The organism is Virgibacillus necropolis, from assembly GCF_044793635.1.
GTDB lineage: Bacteria > Bacillota > Bacilli > Bacillales > Amphibacillaceae > Virgibacillus_F > Virgibacillus_F necropolis_A.
The window spans coordinates 1448504-1473548 of the sequence record NZ_CP084992.1 but is presented as its reverse complement, the minus strand read 5'-3'; the positions used below and the strand labels follow the sequence as shown (position 1 = coordinate 1473548).

The 25045-nt window shown below is 37.5% G+C and carries 19 protein-coding genes and 2 pseudogenes; 20 read left to right on the top strand and 1 reads right to left on the bottom strand.

The features are described 5' to 3' along the window. Positions 1-40 precede the first annotated feature (40 nt). From LG329_RS07150 to uxaC, 9 genes and pseudogenes are all read left to right on the top strand, one after another. Positions 41-922, top strand: coding sequence for a fumarylacetoacetate hydrolase family protein (locus LG329_RS07150; RefSeq protein WP_404455224.1), 882 nt, complete (start codon positions 41-43; stop codon positions 920-922). Positions 923-974: 52 nt separating this feature from the next. After that, positions 975-2441, top strand: a complete 1467-nt coding sequence (gene gucD, locus LG329_RS07145) for an alpha-ketoglutaric semialdehyde dehydrogenase GucD (RefSeq protein WP_404455222.1) — start codon at positions 975-977, stop codon at positions 2439-2441. 78 nt (positions 2442-2519) lie between these two features. Further along, positions 2520-4094, top strand: coding sequence for a glycoside hydrolase family 43 protein (locus tag LG329_RS07140; RefSeq protein WP_404455219.1), 1575 nt, complete (start codon positions 2520-2522; stop codon positions 4092-4094). A 68-nt stretch (positions 4095-4162) separates the two neighbouring features. Continuing rightward, on the top strand, positions 4163-4813 hold the full coding sequence (locus LG329_RS07135) for a ThuA domain-containing protein (protein ID WP_404455216.1): 651 nt from the start codon (positions 4163-4165) through the stop codon (positions 4811-4813). Between the two features lie 52 nt (positions 4814-4865). Further along, on the top strand, positions 4866-5981 hold the full coding sequence (locus tag LG329_RS07130; RefSeq protein WP_404455214.1) for a Gfo/Idh/MocA family protein: 1116 nt from the start codon (positions 4866-4868) through the stop codon (positions 5979-5981). Positions 5982-6404: 423 nt separating this feature from the next. Continuing rightward, the gene (locus LG329_RS07125) at positions 6405-7082 is read left to right on the top strand and encodes a GntR family transcriptional regulator (RefSeq protein ID WP_404455211.1); all 678 of its coding nucleotides are present in this window, start codon (positions 6405-6407) and stop codon (positions 7080-7082) included. Positions 7083-7415: 333 nt separating this feature from the next. Further along, complete coding sequence (gene uxuA, locus LG329_RS07120; RefSeq protein ID WP_404455208.1) at positions 7416-8516, top strand: mannonate dehydratase; 1101 nt, start codon at positions 7416-7418, stop codon at positions 8514-8516. Positions 8517-8537: 21 nt separating this feature from the next. Then, positions 8538-8690, top strand: a pseudogene (locus tag LG329_RS07115) (D-lyxose/D-mannose family sugar isomerase); the annotation flags it as partial. A 15-nt stretch (positions 8691-8705) separates the two neighbouring features. After that, positions 8706-10115 carry a glucuronate isomerase gene (gene uxaC / locus LG329_RS07110; protein ID WP_404455206.1) on the top strand — a complete coding sequence of 470 codons (1410 nt, stop codon included), beginning with the start codon at positions 8706-8708 and terminating at the stop codon, positions 10113-10115. 297 nt (positions 10116-10412) lie between these two features. Here uxaC and LG329_RS07105 read toward each other — a convergent pair. Continuing rightward, positions 10413-10628: pseudogene (locus tag LG329_RS07105) on the bottom strand (transposase); the annotation flags it as partial. A 394-nt stretch (positions 10629-11022) separates the two neighbouring features. Here LG329_RS07105 and LG329_RS07100 point away from each other — a divergent pair. The 11 genes from LG329_RS07100 to LG329_RS07050 all read left to right on the top strand — a co-directional run bounded on the left by LG329_RS07100 (position 11023) and on the right by LG329_RS07050 (position 24527). Continuing rightward, positions 11023-13125, top strand: coding sequence for an alpha-glucuronidase family glycosyl hydrolase (locus LG329_RS07100; protein ID WP_404455203.1), 2103 nt, complete (start codon positions 11023-11025; stop codon positions 13123-13125). An 87-nt stretch (positions 13126-13212) separates the two neighbouring features. Continuing rightward, entirely contained in the window at positions 13213-14337 is a 1125-nt protein-coding gene (uxuA, locus tag LG329_RS07095) for a mannonate dehydratase (protein WP_404455200.1), read from the top strand. Continuing rightward, positions 14337-15182, top strand: coding sequence for an SDR family oxidoreductase (locus LG329_RS07090; RefSeq protein WP_404455197.1), 846 nt, complete (start codon positions 14337-14339; stop codon positions 15180-15182). The genes uxuA (LG329_RS07095) and LG329_RS07090 overlap by 1 nt, the downstream gene beginning before the upstream one ends. 330 nt (positions 15183-15512) lie before the next feature. Beyond that, a complete protein-coding gene (locus tag LG329_RS07085) occupies positions 15513-16427 on the top strand; it encodes an ABC transporter permease (protein WP_404456466.1) in 915 nt (304 codons plus the stop codon). Positions 16428-16439: 12 nt separating this feature from the next. After that, the gene (locus LG329_RS07080) at positions 16440-17312 is read left to right on the top strand and encodes a carbohydrate ABC transporter permease (RefSeq protein WP_404455194.1); all 873 of its coding nucleotides are present in this window, start codon (positions 16440-16442) and stop codon (positions 17310-17312) included. A gap of 85 nt (positions 17313-17397) precedes the next feature. Beyond that, positions 17398-19017 carry an extracellular solute-binding protein gene (locus LG329_RS07075; protein ID WP_404455191.1) on the top strand — a complete coding sequence of 540 codons (1620 nt, stop codon included), beginning with the start codon at positions 17398-17400 and terminating at the stop codon, positions 19015-19017. A gap of 251 nt (positions 19018-19268) precedes the next feature. Beyond that, positions 19269-19955, top strand: coding sequence for a DUF624 domain-containing protein (locus LG329_RS07070; protein ID WP_404455188.1), 687 nt, complete (start codon positions 19269-19271; stop codon positions 19953-19955). Positions 19956-20071: 116 nt separating this feature from the next. Beyond that, entirely contained in the window at positions 20072-21577 is a 1506-nt protein-coding gene (locus tag LG329_RS07065) for a xylan 1,4-beta-xylosidase (RefSeq protein ID WP_404455185.1), read from the top strand. Positions 21578-21625: 48 nt separating this feature from the next. After that, entirely contained in the window at positions 21626-22780 is a 1155-nt protein-coding gene (locus LG329_RS07060; RefSeq protein ID WP_404455183.1) for a Gfo/Idh/MocA family protein, read from the top strand. A gap of 242 nt (positions 22781-23022) precedes the next feature. Further along, complete coding sequence (locus tag LG329_RS07055) at positions 23023-24126, top strand: Gfo/Idh/MocA family protein (protein WP_404455180.1); 1104 nt, start codon at positions 23023-23025, stop codon at positions 24124-24126. A gap of 11 nt (positions 24127-24137) precedes the next feature. Next, a complete protein-coding gene (locus LG329_RS07050; protein ID WP_404455177.1) occupies positions 24138-24527 on the top strand; it encodes a VOC family protein in 390 nt (129 codons plus the stop codon). Positions 24528-25045 lie beyond the last annotated feature (518 nt).

The following is a 25045-nucleotide window of genomic DNA, read 5'->3' as shown; positions in this document are numbered from 1 at the left end:
TTACAGAACGTGGTTTTATAATATAAAACGGAGGGGTTAAATGAGAATTATAAAATATAAGGAAAAGGGTGCTGTTTTGCTTGCGGCCGTAACGGATGATTCGAAGGTTTACGCTTTGCCATATGCCGACTTTATTGAATTAATGGCGAGGGCAGATGATAAAGGTGAAACATGTTTAACGATCGTTAACGAAATCATTCAGGATTCCTTACCATTGGATGAGAAATTAGAAGATTTATCTTTACAACTTCCAATTAATGCTTATGAGGTTTGGGCTGCGGGCGTCACTTATTCTAAAAGTAGGGATGCCAGAAATCATGAGGCTAAAGCAATAGTAGACTCTTACTACGACAAGGTTTATGAGGCAGAAAGGCCAGAACTATTCTTGAAATCTACGGAACGAAGAACAATAGGACCCAACACTCCAGTTTACATTCGCAGCGATTCTAATTGGCAAATTCCCGAACCCGAATTGGGTTTAGTACTAAATCGGGATGGTAAAATTGTCGGATACACAATTGGAAATGACATGAGTAGCCGTGATATTGAAGGAGAAAATCCTTTATATCTACCACAGGCCAAAATTTGGAGGCACTCTTGTGCAATAGGGCCTACAATCCGTTTGGCGGAAACAGTCACTGATCCTTATAATCTATTAATTACCTGTCGTATTTTCAGAGAAGGCGTTAAAGTATTTGAGGATAGTGCTAATACTTCCTTGCTGAAGAGAAAATATGATGAACTTGTTTCTTATTTGATTCGGGATAACCAATTATTTGATGGTACGATTTTATTAACAGGAACGTGTATTGTACCAGGAGATGATTTTACCTTACAGGAAGATGATTTAATAGAAATTGAGATTCCAGGAATAGGTGTATTAACTAATCCTGTTAAATCTCAGGTTAATGTAAAGGTTTAATGAAAACGTGTTCATATTACGTTATCAAATTTAAAATTATAGGAGGATGTATATGTCTACAATTGCAGAGACAAAAACTTATTTAAATTATGTGAATGGTGTTTGGCAAGCGTCATCGTCAAGTGAAGTGGTTCCAAGTTACAATCCGGCCAATAAAAATGAACTGGTTGGTAGTGTGCAAAGCTCAACCAAGGCGGATCTAGACAAGGTTGTGGATGTTGCGAAAAAAGGACAAAAAACGTGGAAGAACTTATCTGGTACTGAGCGCGGAAACTACTTATTTAAAATGGCTCAAATCTTAGAAGATAACTTGAATGATATAGCAGAAACACTGACGAGGGAAATGGGTAAAACACTTGCAGAGGCTAAAGGGGAAACAAGTCGTGGTGTCGCTATACTAAGGTACTATGCAGGTGAAGGAATGCGAGAAATAGGAGGTGTTATTCCTGCTTCTGATAGCTCGGCATTGATGTACAGTAAAAGGGTTCCTTTGGGAGTTGTTGGAGTTATTACGCCTTGGAACTTTCCTGTGGCGATTCCTATTTGGAAGATGGCACCGGCCCTTATTTATGGAAATGCGGTTATATTGAAACCTGCTACTGAGGCGGCAGTTACTGCGGCAAAAGTAATGGAATGTTTTGATCAAGCTGGACTGCCAGACGGTGTTATCAATTTAATCACTGGTAAAGGATCCGTAATTGGTCAAGGTCTTGCTGAACATAAAGATGTAAACGCAGTAACGTTTACGGGTTCAAACAACGTTGGTAACAACATTGGACAAACTGTTGCGGGTCGCGGAGGTAAATACCAGTTAGAAATGGGAGGGAAGAATCCAATCATTGTTGCTGATGATTGTGACATCGACCTTGCTGTAGATGCAGCTATTAGTGGTGGACTTAAATCTACTGGACAAAAATGTACATGCAGTAGCCGAGTAATCGTTCAAAGTAGTATCTATGCGGAATTCAAAGAAAAGCTTTTAGAAAAAGTGAAAGATATAAAAGTAGGCAATGGGCTGGACGGCACTACATGGATGGGCCCGTGTTCAAGTGAAAGTCAGTATAAAACTGTACGTGGCTACATTACCAAAGGTATCGAAGAAGGTGCCGAACTAATTCTTGGTGGTGATACACCAGAATCTACTGATTTAAAAGATGGATTTTACGTTAATCCAACCATTTTTGATGGAGTTAGCTCTTCTATGACAATTGCCCAAGAAGAAATTTTTGGACCAGTGTTAGCATTGATGAAAGTGGAAACTGTAAAGGAAGCAATTGAATTAGCTAATGATGTTGAATTTGGCTTAAGTGCATCCATTTTTACAAAGAATATTGATTATATATTAACGTTTATTGATGATATTGAAGCAGGGCTTGTTCGAATTAATTCTGAAACAGCAGGTGTTGAGCTTCAGGCACCTTTTGGAGGAATGAAAGCTTCCAGCTCACAATCTAGAGAACAAGGGCAAGCTGCAAAAGAGTTTTTTACTACTACGAAGACGGTTTTCATTAAGGGTTAAGAAGGTATTTTTGGGGCTGTCTCATGTTTTAATACGACTGAGGCAGTCTCTCATTTTTTTACTAAGGTGGGATTTTGAATGAAGCAGATAACAAACCCTGTATTACCTGGATATCATCCCGATCCATCATTCTTAAGGGTCGGTGATGATTATTATATTGCTACCTCGACATTTGAATGGTTTCCAGGTGTACAGATTCATCACTCAAAAGATTTAGTTAACTGGAGACTACTAAACTATCCATTAACACAATTATCCCAGTTGAATATGATTGGGAATATTAATTCAGGTGGTGTATGGGCGCCATGCTTAACTTATTCAGATGGGTTATTTTATTTGATTTACACGGATGTAAAAAGTAGACAAGGCGCATTTAAAGATACCCATAATCATTTAATAACCGCTGAGGATATTAATGGTCCTTGGTCAGAACCTATCTACTTAAACAGTAGTGGTTTTGATCCTTCCTTCTATCATGAAGATGATGGTTCGAAATGGCTATTGAATATGATCTGGGATCACCGAAAAGGGACCAATTCCTTTGCTGGAATAGCACTTCAGGAGTATTCAGTGGAACAGAAAAAACTGGTCGGACCAGTAAAGAATATATTTAAAGGTTCAGAAATAGCTTTAACAGAGGCACCACATATTTACAAAAGGAATGGTTACTATTATTTAGTGACAGCGGAGGGCGGTACATGGTACACCCATGCTGTAACAGTAGCGCGTTCAAAGTCACTTGATGGTCCGTATGAATTGGATCCTACTAATCCGATCTTAACTTCGGATCAAAGTGATTTTATCCAATTACAAAAGGCGGGTCATGGTAGTTTAGTAGAAACGCAAAATGGTGAATGGTACTTAGCCCACTTATGTGGACGTCCAGTGGTGGACAAGAAGTGTATTTTAGGTCGTGAAACTGCTATCCAAAAGTGTTATTGGACAGATGATGATTGGATAAGAGTGGAAGGTGGGAATCATCCACAACTAATCGTCCCCGCTCCTGATCTCGAACCACATCCTTTTGAAAAGGAAAGTAATTACGATGATTTTACAAGCGAAGAACTAAACAAGTACTGGAATTCATTACGCCGACCGTTTACTGAAGATTGGGTTTCATTGTCTGAACGTAAAGGATACTTAAGGCTAAAGGGTGGAGAATCGATGAACTCTTATCATCGGCAAAGTCTTTTAGCTAGAAGGTTAGAGAGTTTTCATGCGGAGGTGGAAACGGCTGTAGAATTTGAACCAACGAATTTTCAACAAATGGCAGGTCTGATTGTCTACTATGATACGGATGATTATGTATATCTAAGAGTCACGCATCATGAAGAGCTCGGTAAGTGTTTGGGGATTATTGAATCCAAGCACGGTAAATACGATGAATTGTTATCTGAAGATATTACTATAGAGGGTCATTCATCGACTAAATTGAAAGCCAAAATTGATAATGAATGGCTCCAATTTTTCTTTTCAGTTGATGGAAACAAATGGCGGGAAATCGGTGGCAAAATAGATATAAGCAATCTTTCTGACGACGATGCAGATTATATTCGCTTCACTGGAACCTTCGTTGGTATATGTGTACAGGATTTAAGCGGACAACGGTTGAATTCAGACTTTGAGTATTTCAATTATCAAGAAATAGAGTGATTTTTTGTTAAACATTAATAATCATGGTTTGGATAGTGAAATGAAACTTGTAGATAAGGTGAGTGTTTATGAAAAAAGCTTTAATTTTTCAAGGTGGCTGGGAAGGGCACGAACCAGCGGAAGTGGCAGATATTTTAGCCGGTATATTAATAGAAGAGGGCTTCAATGTAAAGATTAGTGACAGCCTAAGTACTTTGGAGGAAGATGATCTTACAACTTATGATCTAATTATTCCAAATTGGACACAGGATAAGATCACCAAAGAACAGTTGACTCCTTTAATGGAAGCAGTCGAAGCCGGGACAGGTTTAGCTGGATTACATGGAGGGATGGGAGATTCCTTCCGGATGGAAACGGACTATCAATTTATGATCGGTGGACAATGGGTAGCGCACCCAGGTAATGATGGTATTTCCTATACTGTCAATATTCTGGACGCTGACCATCCACTCACAGAAGGAATGGAAGATTTTACTGTAGTGTCTGAACAATATTATATGCATATAGATCCAGCGGTAAAGGTCCATGCTACTACTCGGTTTCCTGTCGCTGATGGTCCTTATCAGACAAACGGTGAAGTCGATATGCCGGTTGTTTGGACGAAACGATGGGGGCAGGGTAAAGTGTATTATAATTCTTTAGGGCATGTAGCAGAAATTGTTCGCATGCCGGAAGTTATCGCCCTTATGCGTAAGGGTATGAATTGGGCAACTAGGTAAAAACTTCGGCAAAATATACGTACTAAACTATAAGAAATATGAGGTATGTCAAATGGAGAAATTAAATGTAGGAATTGTTGGTTGTGGGAATATAAGTGGAATCTATTTCAAAACGTCAAAACTATTTGATGTCTATGATATTGTTGCTTGTGCCGATGTTGACATAGATCGGGCAAAACAGCGTGCTGAGGAATTTGATATACCCAACGTTTATACTACAGAAGAACTATTAGCTGACCCAGATATTGATCTTGTCATTAATTTAACTCCTCCAGCTGTACATACAAAGGTAGCACTCGCTGCATTGGAGGTTGGTAAACATGTGTACGGGGAAAAACCTCTTGCTGTAACACGTGAAGAAGGGCAACAAGTGTTACAAGTTGCAAAAGAAAAAGGATTACTTGTAGGGAATGCACCAGATACTTTTCTAGGTGCTGGACTACAAACAAGTCGAAAGTTAATTGATGATGGTTGGATTGGAAAGCCTATTTCTGCAACTGCGTTCATGATGCATCATGGACATGAAAGCTGGCATCCTGATCCTGGATTTTTTTATCAAAAAGGTGGGGGACCCATGTTTGATATGGGCCCTTACTACCTGACTGCTTTAGTGTCACTTTTGGGACCGGCTAAACGAGTAACAGGTTCAACTAATATAGCATTTCCAGAAAGAATGATTACTAGTAAAGAAAAATATGGGGAAAAGATTCGGGTGGAAACACCAACACAAATTAATGGTGTACTCGATTTTGAAAATGGTGCAGTGGGCTCAATTATTACTAGTTTTGACACATGGCATCACCAATTACCTTATATAGAAATCCATGGAATCGAAGGAAGCTTGAGTGTTCCAGATCCTAATACTTTTGGTGGACCGGTATATGTTCGTAGACATGATCATGAAAATTGGAGTGAAATTCCCCTGACAAATGGCTTCAGTGAAAACAGTAGAGGATTAGGTGTTGCTGATATGGCTGCTGCTATCTTAAAAGAGGAAACACCTAGGGCAAACGGTGATCTCGCTTTTCATGTATTAGACATCATGCACGGATTTCATGATGCTTCAGATTCAAATCGGCATTATGAAATAATGAGTAAGTGCGAACAACCGTATCCACTTCCCGTTGGTATTAACCAACATAACTTTAATGACTTAATCAAGTTTTAATGGATTGCAGACTAGAAAAGATATTTTGAAACAAGGATAAAATTTGTCCTTGTTTCTTTTTCAATTAGTAAAAAATGTTTAAAAGGTTGACATTGAATATTTTGGTCCCATGCAGGGCGTCGTCCAGGTCCGACGTACAGGACGTACTAGTGCCTTCCTGCTTCTCGTAAACTCGGCGCAATAAACATGACTCCTCCTCGCGATAAGTCAAAGTGAATCTAATCTCATACGGCGTCGTCCAGGTCAGACGGCATTAAACGGCGCTTGCGCTTTTGTCATTATAAAAAAATTGTAAATAATCTCAATTTACTATTGAATTATTTGAAAAATAACAATATACTGTAACTACCATACTAGTATAATTAATATTAGCGTTTGTTGGTTCAAGTATTGTTATTTCATGAAAACGATGAGGTGAAGGATATGTTAATTACTGATAAAAGGATTAATGGATCAACACGTGACTTTGTATACCACACAATAAAAAAACAGATCATTGATCTAGATTTAGAACCTGGCACAAAAATTTCTGAAAAAGAGGTCTCTGAAAGACTTCAAGTTAGTAGAACTCCAGTCCGTGAGGCATTTTTGAAATTAGCACATGAAGAGTTATTAGGTGTCTACCCCCAAAGTGGAACGATTATAACAAAAATCGATCCGCAGCTTGTAGAAGAAGGACGTTTTGTTAGAGAGAGTATTGAAAAGGCTATCGTAAAAGAGGCCAGTCAAACCTTTAACAAGGATCAATTATTCCAGCTGGAAACTAATATTACATTACAAGAATTGTGTTTAGAGAAAGATTCCCACCACAGACTGTTTGAACTGGATGAGGAGTTTCATCGCCTATTATTTGATGGGTGTAAAAAATTACGCACATGGAACATGGTAAGGCAAATGAATAGTCACTTTGACAGACTTCGTATGCTGCGCTTGGCGTCAATCCCTGACTGGAAAGTTGTTGTTTCGCAACATAAAGATATTTTTAATTATATTTCTAATGGTGATCCAGACCGTGCGCAAGAGATTATGGAATCCCATTTGAAATTAGTAAATATAGAAATGGGAGAAGTGAAGATTCTTTATCCAGGATATTTTAAATAGTTTCTTAATGAATAAGGGTAAGTTTTTTGTATACTTTATTTTGTAATCGTTACCAAATAGTTTTAAAGAGCATATTCAAAGATATCGGGAGAGTGCTGATGTATGAATCTAGTGTTGCTCTATACGTATAAACTAAAAAATTGTAATAATGTGATTAATACAGGTTCAATAATATGGAGGGATAGTAATACATATTATTATCGAAAGTCTAGTATCTCAGACGATAAAAATAGAACCATTTATTGAACAATATGTTGACTGCATTGAGCGGGCTAACAAGCGCTACATGAACTATACAGCCCTAATAACTGTGACCGATTGGTGGAAGATGACATGAAAATGGTATTTCGTTGGTTTGGAGAAGGAAACGATAGTGTAAAACTGAATCACATTAAACATATACCTGGTGTTGAGGGAATTGTATGGGCTTTACATGACATTCCGGCTGGCGAGGAATGGCCTAAAAAGCAAATAGAGGCTGTAAAGTCACAAGCTGATCGCCATGGATTCCATATAGATGTGGTAGAAAGTGTCAATGTTCATGAGGATATAAAGCTTGGTTTGCCGACTAGGGATTTATATATAGAAAACTATAAAAAAACAATAGAAAATTTAGCAGCGGCTGGCGTAAAGGTGATTTGCTACAATTTCATGCCCGTTTTCGATTGGACTCGAACAGAACTATTTAAGCAACTAGAGGATGGATCGACTGCCATGTTTTACGAAAAGGCTAAAGTTGAAAACATGGATCCACTAGAATTGGTTGATAAAATAGGCAACAATTCGAATTTTACCATGCCTGGTTGGGAACCGGAAAGATTGAAATCACTTCGACAATTATTTGATAGATACAGTCGGGTCACGACAGAGGATTTGTGGGACAACCTGAAGTATTTCCTGGAACAGGTTATCCCAATAGCTGAACAAAATGATATTAAAATGGCTATTCATCCGGATGATCCACCATGGCCAATCTTTGGGTTACCACGCTTACTTATATCAAAAGAAAACATTAGAAGGTTTTTAAAGTTAGTTGATAATCCTGCAAATGGTCTTACGCTTTGTAGTGGTTCACTCGGAGCAAATCCGGATAATAACATCCCTGAAATAATAAGAGAATTTGCAGATAGAATACCATTTGCTCATATCAGGAATTTAAAGGTCTATGAAAATGGTGACTTTATAGAAACATCGCATAGAGCAGTCGATGGATCGGTAGATATTTGTAATATTGTTAAAACCTATCATGATAGTGGGTTTACAGGTTATGTACGTCCGGACCATGGACGACATATTTTCGATGAGCAATGTAGACCAGGGTATGGTCTTTATGATAGAGCCCTGGGGATTATGTACCTATGGGGGATTTGGGATGGCCTTGTAAATGACAAGCGCCAAAAAGATTCTCTAAGGTCAAAAGATTTAATCAACTGATTATAAAGTATGGTTTTAAAGCAATACACCATCCCACCAAATACATTGCATTGGTTCCAGGCAGCCGAAGATGGTGCGATTATTTCTGAGTTTTCAACTACAAGTAAAGATGAATCTGATATTTTTACTGATCCTCGAATTATAAGAATTACTAATTTTGATAATCCAGAATAAAAAGAGGTGGACAGTATGAAGCAATTTTTGGACAAAGACTTTTTATTAGAAACGGAAACCGCTAAGGAACTTTTTCATAAGTATGCAAAGGACATGCCCATTTTTGACTACCATTGTCATCTTACGGCCAAAGAAATTGCTGAAGACAGAAGATTTTCATCTATTGCAGAAGCTTGGTTGGGTGAGGACCACTATAAGTGGCGTTTGTTAAGAGCAAATGGCGTTCCGGAAGAATACGTTACTGGATCTAAAAGTGATAAAGAAAAGTTTATCAAGTGGGCAGAAACAGTTCCTCAGTTGATAGGAAATCCACTTTATCATTGGACACATCTGGAACTGCAACGTTGTTTTGGAATTGATGAAGTATTAACTTCGGAAACAGCAGAACAAATATGGCAAAAAAGTAATAAAAAAATACAGCAAGGAAACTTTTCTGCACGGGAAATAATAAAACAATTTGATGTAAGAGCACTATGCACAACTGATGACCCGGTTGATTCGTTGGATTACCACAAACAATTGAAGGAAGATCATTCATTTGATACTAAAGTGTTACCGACATTTCGTCCAGATGGAGCACTTAACATACATGCGGATACATTTGTGAACTGGATTGAAAGATTAGAAAGCGTTTATGGTAGCGTTATATATACATTCACAGAATTTTTACAAGCGTTGTCAAATCGAGTAGATTATTTTCATGAAGTAGGGTGTCGTTTATCCGATCATGGACTTGACTCATCATTCTACGTCGATGCGGATCAACAAACATGTGAGATTATTTTTGAAAAGGCACGAAATAAAAGGTCAATTTCAGAAGAAGAAGCAACTCAATTTAAATCTTATGTATTAGTATTTCTAGGAAAACTTTATTCAAATAAAGGTTGGTCTATGCAATTCCATATTGGTGGATTACGCAGTACTAATACAAGAATGTTAGAAAAAGTTGGACCAAATACTGGCTTTGATTCGATTGCAGATTTCACATATGCGGAAGACTTATCTAATTTATTAAATGAGTTAGATATAACAAATGAACTTCCCAAAACAATTTTGTATAACTTAAACCCACGAGATAATTATATGATGGCTACGATGGCAGGGAACTTTCAAGGAGATATACCTGGAAAAATCCAATTTGGAACAGCTTGGTGGTTTAATGATCAACGGGATGGAATGGAAGCACAAATAAAAACACTAGCCAATGTTGGTATTTTATCAAGGTTTATTGGAATGCTTACAGATTCTCGTAGTCTACTTTCCTACACAAGGCATGAATACTTTAGAAGAATTTTATGTAATATCGTTGGAAAATGGGTGGAAAATGGTGAATATCCAAATGACGTGGAAAGTCTCGGCAAGTTGGTCCAGGATATATCCTTTAATAATATAGAAAGATATTTGGATATTGAGTTAGAAAGATAGGAAAATACATTCCTAAAAGAGGAAGATTTTGAGGTAATGACGTAGAGAATTATGTGTTCTGGGGTGGTCGCGAGGATTACTATTAAGCGGACAACGCTTGAATTCAGACTTTAAGTATTTTAACTAAAGAAGTAGAGTGGGTTTTCGGAAATAAGGTAAATTTTCCTTGTTACTTTTATTTGAATCATTTTCATAATTGTTTGTTGAATCTTTATTAAGAAAACCGTTTTAAGCGACTTGTTGTTGAGATTACGTTAATAAAATCACTAGCTAATTTTGAAGCGTTATAAACATAATAATCGCCTGAAGCACAACCTTTTCTTGTGCTTTCCCTAGGACAGCCGGTAAACTAAGTTTCGTTAAAAGTCGAGAATAGGATGCTTCAGTGGGGGGATTGTCAGAAACAAGATACCCGCAATGCAGCTTAAAAACAAAATCATCATTCAGACGTTTAATCAGGTCTTTGATTGTTGGAATACGTTTTAAATGTCGAATAAATATAGAGGTAACCATCACCAAATGTACTTCCTTATCATGTTTCAACTCCGTTGGGACACAAAGGCTATGAATCAAGGAATTCACTTTTTTGCGAATAACAAAATATTTTGTTTGTCGAAATTCTTTGTTTATTTAATAGACAAACTAAGGTGAAGTTGATATTATTTTATGTAGGCAGTACATCTTATATTTTAAGTACTTCGTCAGGGAATAAAACGGTGAAGAATACCTTTGTTTTGGTGTAGCTACTGGCACACATTTACGATGGATTGATCAGACACGTTCGGTGCTGATACTATGGTTCGTCCATGATAAATAATTTCTTAATGAACAAGGTTAGGTTCTTTGTACAAGTTATTTTGTAACCGTTATCAAATAGTGTCAATAAATGACGAGAGAGGGGTAAATTATGAATACTAGTGTTGAAACTACTAACTTTGGTGGTAGCTTAGAACAAGAAAACAGTTACAATTGTTGGTTACAATACAAGCAAATAGATGATCAAAAGTCGAGGGAGCAATATTTACCCTATTGCTTAAATATTGCTTTCCTGGGGGGGTCATCTATTTTAGACTCGGCCTCAAACGAGATGGCATATGGAATTAAATCGATGTTAAAGGAAGAACCATCCATTTCAAATGGTGTTAATAATGATTCAACTATTATATTGGGCACTTATGAAAACATTAAATTAGAGGATTACGATATACCTTCAGATACATTAGAAAAGGTAAATGATGAAGGTTATTTAATCAAATCGGTTAAGCAGGGAGAAAGGGAAAGGATTGTATTAATTGGGAAGTCGGACAAGGGTGTTCTGTATGGAGTTTTCCATTTATTACGCTTAATCCAAACTAGGAAAACAATCCATAATCTTGATCTTGTTGACACGCCTAAGAATCAGATAAGAATGCTTAATCAGTGGGATAATATGGATGGAAGTATTGAACGTGGTTATTCAGGAAAATCTATTTTTTACGATAATAATAAGTTTGCTGATGATCTGGATCGAATTCGAGATTATGCGAGGATGCTTTCTTCTGTAGGCATAAATGCTATTTCAATCAATAATGTAAATGTCTGGAAAGTAGAAACAAACCTCATAACCAGTGAATTATTACCTAAGGTACAAAACGTAGCCGATATATTTAGGTCTTACGGTATTCAAACGTTCTTAAGTATCAATTATGCTAGTCCAATAGAAATCGGTAATTTAACTACTGCTGATCCACTTGATCCAAATGTACAACAATGGTGGAAGGATAAGGTCGGCGAAATCTACAACTACATACCTGACTTTGGTGGTTTTATTGTGAAAGCAGACTCGGAGCATCGTCCAGGCCCATTTTCCTATGACAGAGACCATGCAGAAGGTGCCAACGTTTTAGCAGAAGCATTGCGTCCATTTAATGGAATCGTTGTATGGAGATGCTTTGTCTATAATTGCTTACAGGATTGGCGCGACAGATCAACCGATAGAGCACGCGCAGCCTATGACAACTTTAAACCGTTAGATGGAAAGTTTCTTGATAATGTCATTTTACAAGTGAAAAATGGTCCAATGGATTTCCAAGTCAGAGAACCGGTTTCACCTCTATTTGGTGCTATGGAGGAAACCAACCAAATGATCGAATTTCAAGTAGCTCAAGAATATACAGGCCAACAAAAAGATTTATGCTATTTGGTACCACAATGGAAAGAAATATTCAATTTCGATACCTTTGCAAAAGGTGAGGGAACAACTGTTAAATCAATCGTTGAAGGGACAGAGTTTAATTATCGTTATAGTGGCGTAGCAGCTGTATCTAATATCGGTAATGATATCAATTGGACTGGTAATACCCTAGCCCAGGCAAATCTTTATGGTTATGGTCGTTTGATTTGGAATCCGGACCTTGAAACAGAGGAAATAACAGATGAATGGGTTGAATTAACGTTCGGAAAAGATCCGTTTGTTGGAATACAAATTAAAGAAATGCTTTTAGATTCCTGGGGTATTTATGAGAACTATACGGCTCCACTCGGGGTTGGTTGGATGGTGAATCCTAATCATCATTACGGTCCAAATGTGGATGGGTACGAATATTCGATGTGGGGAACGTATCATTTTGCCGACCGAGATGGGATAGGTGTTGACCGAACCGTTGAGACAGGAACAGGGTTTTCCGCTCAATATTTCTCGCCTAATAACGAGATCTACAATTCATTAGATAAATGCCCGGATGATCTGCTTTTATTTTTCCATCATGTACCTTACACGTACAAACTAAAAAATGGTAATAATGTGATCCAACATATTTATGATACGCACTTCAGTGGGGTGGAACAGGTAAAAGATTTAATTAATCGCTGGGATCAATTAGAAGGAAAAATTGATGAACACAGGTTCAACAATGTACGTGAAAGATTGTATTTACAATTATCCAATGCCGAGGAGTGGAGGGATAAGATAAATGCGTATTTTTATCGAAAGTCTGGTATCCCAGATGACAAAAATAGAACCATTTATTAATCAATATGTTGACTGCATTGAACGGGTTAACAAGCGCTACATGAACTATACAGCCCTAATAACTGTGACCGATTGGTGGAAGATGACATGAAAATGGTATTTCGTTGGTTTGGAGAAGGAAACGATAGTGTAAAACTGAATCACATTAAACATATACCTGGTGTTGAGGGAATTGTATGGGCTTTACATGACATTCCGGCTGGCGAGGAATGGCCTAAAGAGCAAATAGAGGCTGTAAAGTCACAAGCTGATCGCCATGGATTCCATATAGATGTGGTAGAAAGTGTCAATGTTCATGAAGATATAAAGCTTGGTTTGCCGACCAGGGATTTATATATCGAAAACTATAAAAAAACGATAGAAAATTTAGCAGCGGCTGGCGTAAAGGTGATTTGCTACAATTTCATGCCCGTTTTCGATTGGACTCGAACAGAACTATTTAAGCAACTAGAGGATGGATCGACTGCCATGTTTTACGAAAAGGCTAAAGTTGAAAACATGGATCCACTAGAATTGGTTGATAAAATAGGCAACAATTCGAATTTTACCATGCCTGGTTGGGAACCGGAAAGATTGAAATCACTTCGAGAATTATTTGATAGATACAGTTGGGTAACGACAGAGGATTTGTGGGACAACCTGAAGTATTTCCTGGAACAGGTTATCCCAATAGCTGAACAGAATGATATTAAAATGGCTATTCATCCGGATGATCCACCATGGCCTATCTTTGGGTTACCGCGCCTTCTTATATCAAAAGAAAACATTAGAAGGTTTTTAAAGTTAGTTGATAATCCAGCAAATGGTCTTACCCTTTGTAGTGGTTCACTCGGAGCAAATCCAGATAATAACATCCCTGAAATAATAAGAGAATTTGCAGATAGAATACCATTTGCTCATATCAGGAATTTAAAGGTCTATGAAAATGGTGACTTTATAGAAACTTCACATAGAGCGGAAGATGGAACGGTAGATATTTGTAATATTGTTAAAGCCTATCATGAAAGTGGGTTTACAGGTTATGTACGTCCGGACCATGGACGACATATTTGGGATGAGCAATGTAGACCAGGGTATGGTCTTTATGATAGAGCACTGGGGATTATGTATCTGTGGGGGATTTGGGATAGCCTGGTAAATGGCAATCGTCAGAAAGATTCCATAAAATCACAAGACGAATCGATTAAATTTTTTCAAAAGGGAGTAATCTAATGTTAGCACTAAATTCAAATTTAGAAGGAAAAGTTGCTGTCGTAACAGGTGGCGGTGGAATATTGTGTGGCCGCATGTCAGTAGAGCTTGCAAGACAAGGAATGAAAGTAGCTATCCTGAACCGTACCTATAAAAAGGCAGTTAATGTAGCAAACGAAATAAAAGACGCAGGAGGAGAAGCTCTTGCCATTGAATGTGATGTTTTAGATATCGAAAGTGTAAAACTTGCAGAAGAAAAGGTTTTTGAAACTTATGGTAGGTACGATGTGCTAATCAATGGTGCTGGTGGAAACCATCCGAAGGCAAGCACCACTAATGAAAAACTAAATCTGGCTGATATCAAAAACGATGAAGTAACTTCATTTTTCGACCTTTCTACGGAAGGATTTGAGTCAGTCCTTAACCTAAATTTCATTGGTACACTTATTCCTACTCAAATTTTCACTAAACGAATGGTAGGTGGCAGTGGATCAGTCATCAATATTTCATCGATGAGTGCTCCAAGTCCAATGACAAAAGTACCAGCGTATAGTGCAGCCAAAGCTGCGATTGAGAACTTTACAAAATGGCTTTCCGTTCATTTGTCTGAATCGGGTGTACGTGTAAACGCAATAGCTCCGGGATTTTTCTTAACGGAGCAAAATCGATCTCTTCTTACCAATAGTGATGGTTCACCAACACCAAGAATGGAAAAAATAGTTTCCCAGACACCAATGAGAAGATTAGGAAAACCTGAAGATCTTTTAGGAACACTGCTATGGTTAGTTGATGACAATGCCAGTGGATTTGTAACTGGTATTAGTATTCCAGTAGATGGCGGATTTATGTCCTATTCTGGTGTTTAACTCTGGTAAATTGCTAGATTTATTTAACACTAAAAAAAGTAAAAAATAGTCTGAATTATTATTGTATTTAATAAGGGTTAACGTTATACTATTTTCAACAACTAACTAACATACTAGTTATATTAAAATACATTTAAATATAGTGTTCGACGATCCAAGGGAATAATGTTTTAACACAAAAGCCATTGAAAGCGTTATCACGGCAAGGTGGATACGACAATACAATTAATGTGAAACTATCGATTTCTATTAAATGGTTTTCTTGTTTAATAGAGCAAAGGGGGATCCTATGTGCAGCAACTAACTGATCAATCCGAAGTCAAAGTATCGATGAAAGAAAAGAGGGATAATGCTTTTAAGTTATTTAAGAGGGATTGGCAGCTTTACTCTTTATTACTACTTCCAATCATCTACATGGTCATATTTAAATATGGTCCAATGTTTGGGAACATTATCGCTTTTAGAAGGTTTATGCCCGGAGGAAGTATCTTAGGGGAAAAGTGGGTTGGGTTGTACTACTTTAAAATGATCTTATCAGATCCCACCTTTTTCAATGTTTTAACAAATACGCTTGTACTTGCGGCACTTTCGTTAATTATTTGTTTTCCGGCACCAATTATATTTGCTCTTTTATTAAATGAATTAAGATCAAAGAGATTTAAAAAGTTTGTGCAAACTGCCTCATATTTACCACATTTCTTTTCGGTGGTAGTTGTTGCTGGTATGGTTTTGGAATTGGTTTCCATAAACGGTGCGATTAATAATCTTGTAGAGTTTTTTTCAGGAGACAGAATCAATTTTATACAGTTACCTGAATGGTTTAGAACCATATATATTGGTACCGAAATGTGGCAGAGCCTAGGTTGGGGAGCTATTCTATATCTAGCTGCGTTGGCTGGTATAAATGAAGAGTTGTATGAAGCTGCTAAGATAGACGGTGCAAATCGGTGGAAACAGACAATCCACATTACAATACCAGGTATTCTTCCTACGATTGTTGTGTTGTTAATTCTGAATATCGGAAACTTTTTGGAGGTTGGATTTGAAAAAATATTACTACTATATAATCCACTAACCTATGAAACAGCCGATGTTATTGCTACATATGTTTATCGGATAGGTTTACAATCTTCTAACTTTAGTTATGCGACAGCGATGGGTTTATTTGAATCTATCATAGGATTGATATTAGTCTTTTCGGCTAACTATATTTCTAAAAGAGTTACAGATAATAGTTTGTGGTAGGGAGGAAAAATAATGAAGGAATCATGGCAGTATAAAACATTTAAAGTGTTTAACGTATTCATATTGTTACTTATTGTGTATGTAACACTCTTCCCGTTTATAAACATTGTTGCCCAATCCTTTAGTTCAGAAGCACAAATAAATGCAGGTAATGTAAACATTATACCTGTAGGCTTTAACGTAGAAACCTATAAGGTTATTCTTTCGGACAAAATGTTTTGGATTAATTATAAAAACACAGTAGTTTATACAGTTGTAGGTACAGCAATTTCATTGGTAATGACGGGGATGTTTGCCTACGCGCTATCCAAGAAACGTCTAAAGGGAAGAAAATTTTTCACGATGTTCGCTGTTTTTACGATGTTTTTTAATGGGGGGCTAATCCCCAACTACGTACTAGTTACATCACTTGGATTTGGTAATACAATTTGGGCTATTGTGGTTCCAGGAGCTATTAGTGTTTTCAACTTGTTAATCATGAAAACGTTTTTTGAAAATATACCAGACGAGCTTGAGGAAGCTGCTATCATGGATGGTTCCAGTACATACGGTACTATATTAAGAATAATAATCCCACTTTCCAAGCCAATTCTAGCTACTATGTTTTTGTTTTATGCAGTATTTCATTGGAATTCATGGTTCCCTGCATTTCTATACTTTAGTGAGAAAGAGCTGTTCCCGGTATCAATCTATTTAAGAAACCTTATTAAAGGTGCAGAGGGCGCAATTTCCTCAGGTGCAACCAGTGCAGATAACTTAACGCAAATTTCAGCAAATATTAAATCTGTAACAATGGTGTTGACTGTACTGCCAATATTGACGGTTTATCCATTTATCCAAAAGTACTTTGTTTCCGGCGTTATGCTGGGATCTGTAAAAGGATAAATTCTTATAAAACAAAATTGGGGGGGTGAATCCACGATCAGCTAGTTTTTATCAAGTCACCATTAAAACTAAGGGGGAGAAAAGTATGAATGAACGATTAAAAAGGTTATTAACTTTAGTGTCCGTCATGATGTTCATAGGCATATTTTTATCTGCTTGTACGGAGGAGACAGAAGATGCTTCAGCGAATGATTCAGGTGCAGCAATGGATGAATATGAGGCGGGAGATACCTTCAAGGCCAAAGAACCAATTACAATTTCCATGCTTTACAGTGACCACCCGAACTATCCAATACAAGAAGATTGGCTCCTATTTGAAGAAATTGAGAAAAGAACCAATGTATCATTTGATACGACAGTAGTACCAATGAGTGATTACGAACAGAAACGAAGCCTACTCATAAGTAGTGGGGATTCACCATTGATCATCCCGAAAACTTACCCGGGCCAAGAGACACCTTTTGTAGCATCAGGTGCTATTCTTCCTGTAAGTGACTATGTGAAATATATGCCACATTTCCAAGCGACAGTGGAGAAATGGAATATGAAACCTTACTTGGATGGGTTAAGACAAAAAGATGGTAAGTATTATTTACTTCCTGGTATGCATGAGAATGTATGGCCAGATTATACGCTAGCAATAAGAACGGATATTTTAAAAGAATTGAATCTTGAAGTTCCTAAAACTTGGGAAGAACTAGAGGTCGTTTTAACGAAAATGAAAGAAGCTTATCCAGATGTAACACCTTTCTCCGATCGTTTCAAATTTGAGAGTACGCTAAACATTGCAGCTACTTCTTTTGGTACTCGAGCTGGCTGGGGACTAGGGACTGGTTTGAAATTTGACAAAGAAGAAGAAAATTGGTACTTTGCACCGGCTACAGACGCACACAAGGAAATGGTTACCTATTTCCATGGTCTAGTTGAAAAAGGATTGCTAGACAAAGAAAGTGTAACGCAAGACGATGATCAGGCTGTACAAAAACTTATTAATGGGGAATCGTTTGTCATTAATACGAATTCGCAAACTATTGTACAGTATCGTAGTGATATGGAAGAAACATTAGGTAAAGAAAACTTTGCTATCTCGAAGATACCTGTTCCTGGTGGACCAGAAGGACAAGTTATGGCTGGAACAAAGCTGGAAAACGGGATCATGATTTCGTCTAAAGCGAAAGACAATCCTAACTTTAAAGCAATTCTTCAATTTATCGACTGGTTATGGTATAGCCCTGAAGGAAAAGAATTCACTAAATGGGGCGTAGAAGGAGTAACATATACCAAAGCTGAAGATGGTACAAGAAAATTGACAGAGGATGTAAATTACGTTGGTCTAAATCCATCTGGAACAAAGGAATTGAATGTTGACTTTGGATTCTCTGGTGGGGTATTTGCTTATGGTGGATCGACAGAACTACTTCATTCTATGATGAGTGAGGAAGAGATTGAATTCCAAAACGCGATGGCTGAAACGAAAGAAGTCCTGGTACCAGATCCACCAATTAAATACGATCAAATGCAACTTGAAAAACAGAATCTATTAAAAACACCACTACTTGATCATGTAAAACAAAACACGTTAAAATTCATCCTTGGTTCCCGTGACTTGTCAGAGTGGGATTCTTATGTAAAAGAGTTGGAAGCTAAGGGATTGGCTGATTATGTAGACTTAGCAAATAAGGTATACGATGAACAAAATAAGTAATTAATAAAATCTAATGAGGATAAACTGCCTGCAAGATACAAGGTATACTTGCAGGCGGATTTACCTTTTTATATGACATCCGGACAGTTTGGAAATGACATCTGGTCCGTTTGCCAATTGCTCTCAGACTAACCCCTCGTATTGCACATCTCTTATCTTCAGAGGGAATAAGGATTTACTAAATACATAAGTAGATAGATTGAAAATTGCTCAAAGTCAACTAACAAGACAATGCAAAGGATGGGATTATCATGGATAATGGCAAAGAGTTTGGACAAGGGATATTTTCCGATGTTACGAATCATATTTATTGGTTATTACTTCTAACTATTTACTTTGTATTAACTAACGTTGTATTTTTGTTTTTTCTTGTAACCTTGATACCTAGCATCTCCAATATTATTATTTATTTCCTGGCACTTATCCCTACAGGACCTTCAATTTCAGCTCTTTGTTATTCGATAGGAAAATTAATTCGGGAAAAGGAAATTTCTCCTACAAAAGACTTTTTCTACGGCTATAAGCTTAATTTTATTGACACACTCAAATGTTGGCTACCATTGCTTTTAGTAATATCTGTTCTCGTTATAGATTTAAAATATTTCAATGTACAAGATTCGGTTTCTAATCAAATTCTAGGTGGATTATTGTTAGTTGTTTTGATATTGACACTAACTGTGTCCCTTTATGTCTTCCTGATTAATGCTAATTTCAACTTTAGAATTAGGGATATATATAGACTTTCCGTATTTTATTGTTTTACAAAAGTAAAAGCTACTATTGGGAATATTGGGATTGTCATTATGACCGTGTTTGTCATGTATGTTATATCGGATTTTATTATTCTATTTCTGGCAGGTATTGTTTGTTATGCTCTTATGATGAATAGCAAACAAGTCATGGAGGATATCGAGCTAAACTTTATTAAGAAGACCTAGATTGTTGTTATTAAGTTGTTTAATGCCGCAGTGGAATCTTTCAGTACAGGAACATCTTTTTATTTAATAACAACAAACTTATAGAAAAAGGCCAAAAAAATTCAAGGTGGGGAATTATGAGTAAAACAGTTGTTAATCATCAGGTGCAAAAAAAATTTAATGCCAATTGGAAGTACTGCATAGGAACTGGTCGATTAGGGCTGGCGTTGCAAAAGGATTATTTAGATCATTTGAAACTAGCAAAACAAAAAATTGGTTTTGAGTATATTCGCGGTCATGGGCTACTACATGATGATATTGGAATCTATCGGGAAATTGAAGTAGATGGAGTGAAACAACCATTTTATAATTTCACGTATATTGATCGGATTTTTGACTCTTTTCTGGAATTGGGAATTAGACCCTTTATTGAAATAGGGTTCATGCCGAAACTACTTGCCTCTAGCGAAGAAACTATTTTTGCTTGGGAAGGTAATATAACACCTCCAAACGATTATAATAAATGGACAGATTTAATAAAAGCGCTTACTTCCCACTTTATCAGCAGGTATGGTGTAGAGGAAGTACAAAAATGGCCATTTGAAATTTGGAATGAACCAAATCTAGTGAACTTCTGGAAGGATAATGATAAAGAAGAGTATTTCAAACTATATAAAGCTACTGCAAATGCTATTAAGGAGGTAAACAATGGCATTCATGTAGGTGGCCCTGCTATTTGTGGAGGATCGGATGAATGGATTGTTGAATTTCTAAAATTTTGCCAAGCAGAAAATGTGCCGATTGATTTCGTTTCCAGACATGCCTATACATCGAAACCACCGAAAAAGGTTACGCCTGATTACTATTATCAAGAGTTAGCAGACAATACAAAAATGCTGGATGAATTTAAAACAGTACGTGAATTAATTCAAGCATCACCGTATCCTGATTTACCGTTCCATATCACGGAATACAATACATCCTATAGTCCAATTAATCCGGTTCATGATACAACGCTTAATGCAGCTTATCTTGCCCGGATTCTTAGTGAGGGTGGCGATTTTGTTGATTCCTTTTCTTATTGGACCTTCAGTGATGTGTTTGAAGAGCTGGATGTTCCAAAAGCACAATTTCATGGAGGGTTTGGATTAATTGCCTTGAATGGAATTCCGAAGCCAACTTTCCACTTATTTGCATTTTTTAATGCACTGGGTGAGGAGCAACTATACCGGGATGGTCAAACATTGGTAACCAGAAAGGAGGATGGTTCTATTGTAATTGCCGCTTGGAACCTGGTAATGGAAAAGGGAAGTGGCTTTGAAACAACTATTAACTATGAGATTCCTGTGAACGATGGAAATGTGTTTATTAAACGGCAAACAGTTGATGAAAGTCATGCAAACCCTTGGAAAACCTGGAAAGAGATGGGGCGTCCGAGATTTCCTAGTAAAGATATGGTGGAAACATTAAAACAAAGCGCTCAGCCATTAGTAAGAACGTCGAATGAAAAGAGTGAAAATGGCGAATTGCTACTAGACATTTCTTTGACAAAAAATGAAGTAACTTTAATAGAAATTATTCCAGTAACTGATGAAACGCCTTCATATATTGGGTTAGATGATTCGTTAATATCCTCGTATTAGTTAAGTAGAATTCTTTAGTATCTTAAAAAAGATTAAAGGAGCAATTATATGTTGAATGTTGCCATTATTGGTGCTGGTGCTATTGCACCCCTACACATTAAAGCTTATTTAGAATTTCCAGATAGATGTAAAATTGTTGCGGTCTGTGACGTATTTCCTGAAAAGGCAAAACAATTAAAGGAAAAGTTTCATCTATCTGCGGATTTTTATGATAGCCATAATGATTTACTGAACAGAACAGATATTGACCTTGTTTCCATTTGTACTCCACCTTACACACATGCTGAAATTGCTATAGATGCATTAAATTCTGGAAAGCATGTGCTAGTCGAAAAGCCTATGGCATCATCTTTGGAAGAATGCGATGCCATGAACGCAGCAGCAGATAAAAGTAATAAAATCTTATCAATAGTAGCTCAAAATCGTTTCACAACGCCAATGATGAAGTTAAAACAAGTACTTGATACAAAATTAATGGGACCAATTGTTCACACCCAAGTTGATTCCTATTGGTGGAGAGGTCACAGTTATTATAATCTGTGGTGGCGAGGTACCTGGGAAAAAGAGGGTGGCGGATGTACATTAAACCATGCAGTTCATCATATTGATATTTTTCAGTGGATGAACGGTATGCCTTCAGAGGTAACAGCTGTGACTAGCAACACATCCCACGATAACGCTGAGGTTGAGGACTTGTCTATTGCAATAGCCAAGTATGATAATGGAAGTTTGGCACAAATTACAAGTTCTGTTGTGCACCATGGAGAGGAACAACAGTTAGTTTTTCAAGGTAAAAGGGCTCGTGTTTCTGTACCTTGGAAGCTGAAGGCATCAAGATCACGAGAGAATGGGTTTCCGAAAGATGATAAAGAATTAGAAGATAAAATTCAAAAAGTATATGATGAGTTGAAAAGTTTGACATACGAAGGTCATATCGGACAAATAAACGATGTATTATCGGCTATTGAGTGCAAAGGCGATGTATTAATCAGTGGTAAACAAGGGAAACAAACGCTTGAAATCATAACCGCTATTTATGAGTCATCTGTTTCAGGCAAGGCAGTGAAGCTTCCTTTGCGCATAGACAGTCCTTTTTATACAAGGAAAGGCGTATTAAGAAATGCTACTCGCTTCTATGAAAAGAAAAATTCAATTGAGGATTTTGGTGAAAACAAAATTACTACAGGTGGAAATTATGAGTGATAGTTAATTACGAATAGATATAAAGTGTGACGTAACTGCTGGTTGATTTTCGCTACGGACCGTTGCTTTCCGCGGGCACGGCTTCAGCCTCCTCGCGGAAGCCCGCCGCTGCGGGGTCTTCGGGCTCGTGCTGTTCCCGCAGCGGTTGCAGGACACACAGAACATGATTTTTTGTGGCGCAACAAAGCTTATGAAAAGAGCATTACAATAAAATTGTATGAAATTCAAAGGTGGGAATTTGGATGGATAAAAGTGATGGTATGAATTATGCTCCAAAAGGAAACGTCAATAAAGTGGTTGGAAAGGGGGAGTTTCCCTTTGCTGTCATTGGATTAGATCATGGTCATATTCATGGCATGTGCAACGGATTAATAGAAGCTGGTGGAGAGCTAGTTTCTGTTTACGATCCAGATCCTAAAAAAGTGAAGGGTTTCGCTGAAAAACATCCCAAATTGAAAATTGCCTCTTCAGAAGAAGAGATTCTAGAGGATTCTTCAATTAAACTAGTGGCAAGTGCAAATGTTCCTTCAGAACGTGGTCCTTTAGGTCTCAAAGTTTTGGATCATGGAAAGCATTATTTTACCGATAAGCCTGCATTTGTAAAGAAAGAACAAGTTGAAAAAGCAAAACAAAAAGTTGCAGAAACCGGACTTAAGTGGGGAATCTATTATAGTGAGCGTTTACATGTCGAAAGCGCAATATTTGCTGGCCAACTAATTGAAGAAGGAGCCATTGGTAGAGTAGTACAAGTAATTGGTACGGGTCCTCACCTAGCTAGATTTAACTCTCGACCTGATTGGTTCTTTGATCCCGATTCCTACGGCGGGATTCTGTGTGATATTGGAAGTCACCAGATTGAACAGTTTCTACATTATACAGGTGCGAAGGATGCGAAAGTATTGCATAGTAAGGTAGCAAACTATAACAGTAAACAATATCCTAAATTTGAGGATTATGGCGACGCAACACTCCTTGCAGACAATGGTGCTACATTCTATTTTCGGGTTGACTGGTTTACGCCGGATGGTCTTGGCACATGGGGAGACGGTCGTGCATTAATTTTAGGTACAGATGGCTATATAGAGGTTAGAAAATATATTGATATTGGTCGAGATTCCTCGTCCAATCATTTGTACTTAGTTAACCATGAAGGGGAAAAACACTTTGAACTATCTGGAAAAGTTGGCTTCCCTTTTTTTGGAGAATTTATATTGGATTGTTTAAATGGAACAGAAAATGCGATGACGCAGGAGCATACATTTAAAGCAGCGACTTTATGTATTGAAGCGCAGGAACAAGCAATTAATGTAGAACCAGCTGACTCATCGGTTACACCTTTAAAGTGAGGAATGATTATTTGATAGAATTAGAGAGTTTTCACCATGTTAGTCTTTCTATTACAGATTTAGCAAAGGCGAAGTATTTTTATGGGACTGTGCTTGGTTTTCCTGAAATAAGCCGTCCGGATTTTGATTTTCCAGGTGCTTGGTATCAGGTTGGAGATCAACAACTTCATCTTATTGTTTATGAAGAGTCTGAAACACTTCGCACCAATGAAAAAATTAATACGAAGGATGGTCATTTTGCGGTGCGCGTAAAAGATTACTACCAAACACTGAATTATTTGAAGAAAATGGAAGTTGAATTGGAAGAGAAACCAACTAGTAAAAGTGGTTTTGCACAGATCTTTAGTATGGATCCTGATGGTAATTTGATTGAGTTTAATGTGGATCAAAAGGATTTGTAGTAAATGATATGAGTGGGTCAGTTTGTTTTGACCATCATCATAAGATGCATCAAGGGCTCTATTTTTCTTTTGAAGAGAAAAATAGAGCCTTTGAACAAGGCTGTTTTCGTAAAGATTGAAAGAATAGATATAAACTGTGTCATGACTTACCGCTACGGAAATAAACTGCGATGTAACAGAAACGTGATTTCCGCTGCGGGTAGTCGCTTTCCGCGGATGGCTGGTGAGCCTCCTCGTGCTCCGCACTCCGGGGTCTCACCTATGCCTTTCCTCCCGCAGGAGTCGACTACCCGCAGCTCCAATCACTGAAGTTATGAGCTGACCCCCTAGCGAAGGAAAAACACGGAGACTCCTGCGAGGAAGCTCAGCGCAAGCCCGCGGAAAGCGTAGTGATTTTTCTGTAGCGGTGGCAGGGCACTGAACATGATTTTTGTTTATGTCGCAGTTTATATCAACTGCGAAGATGAAAAAGCAACAATGCGTAAGAATAGGGTCTTTGAACAATAACTTGCTCCAGA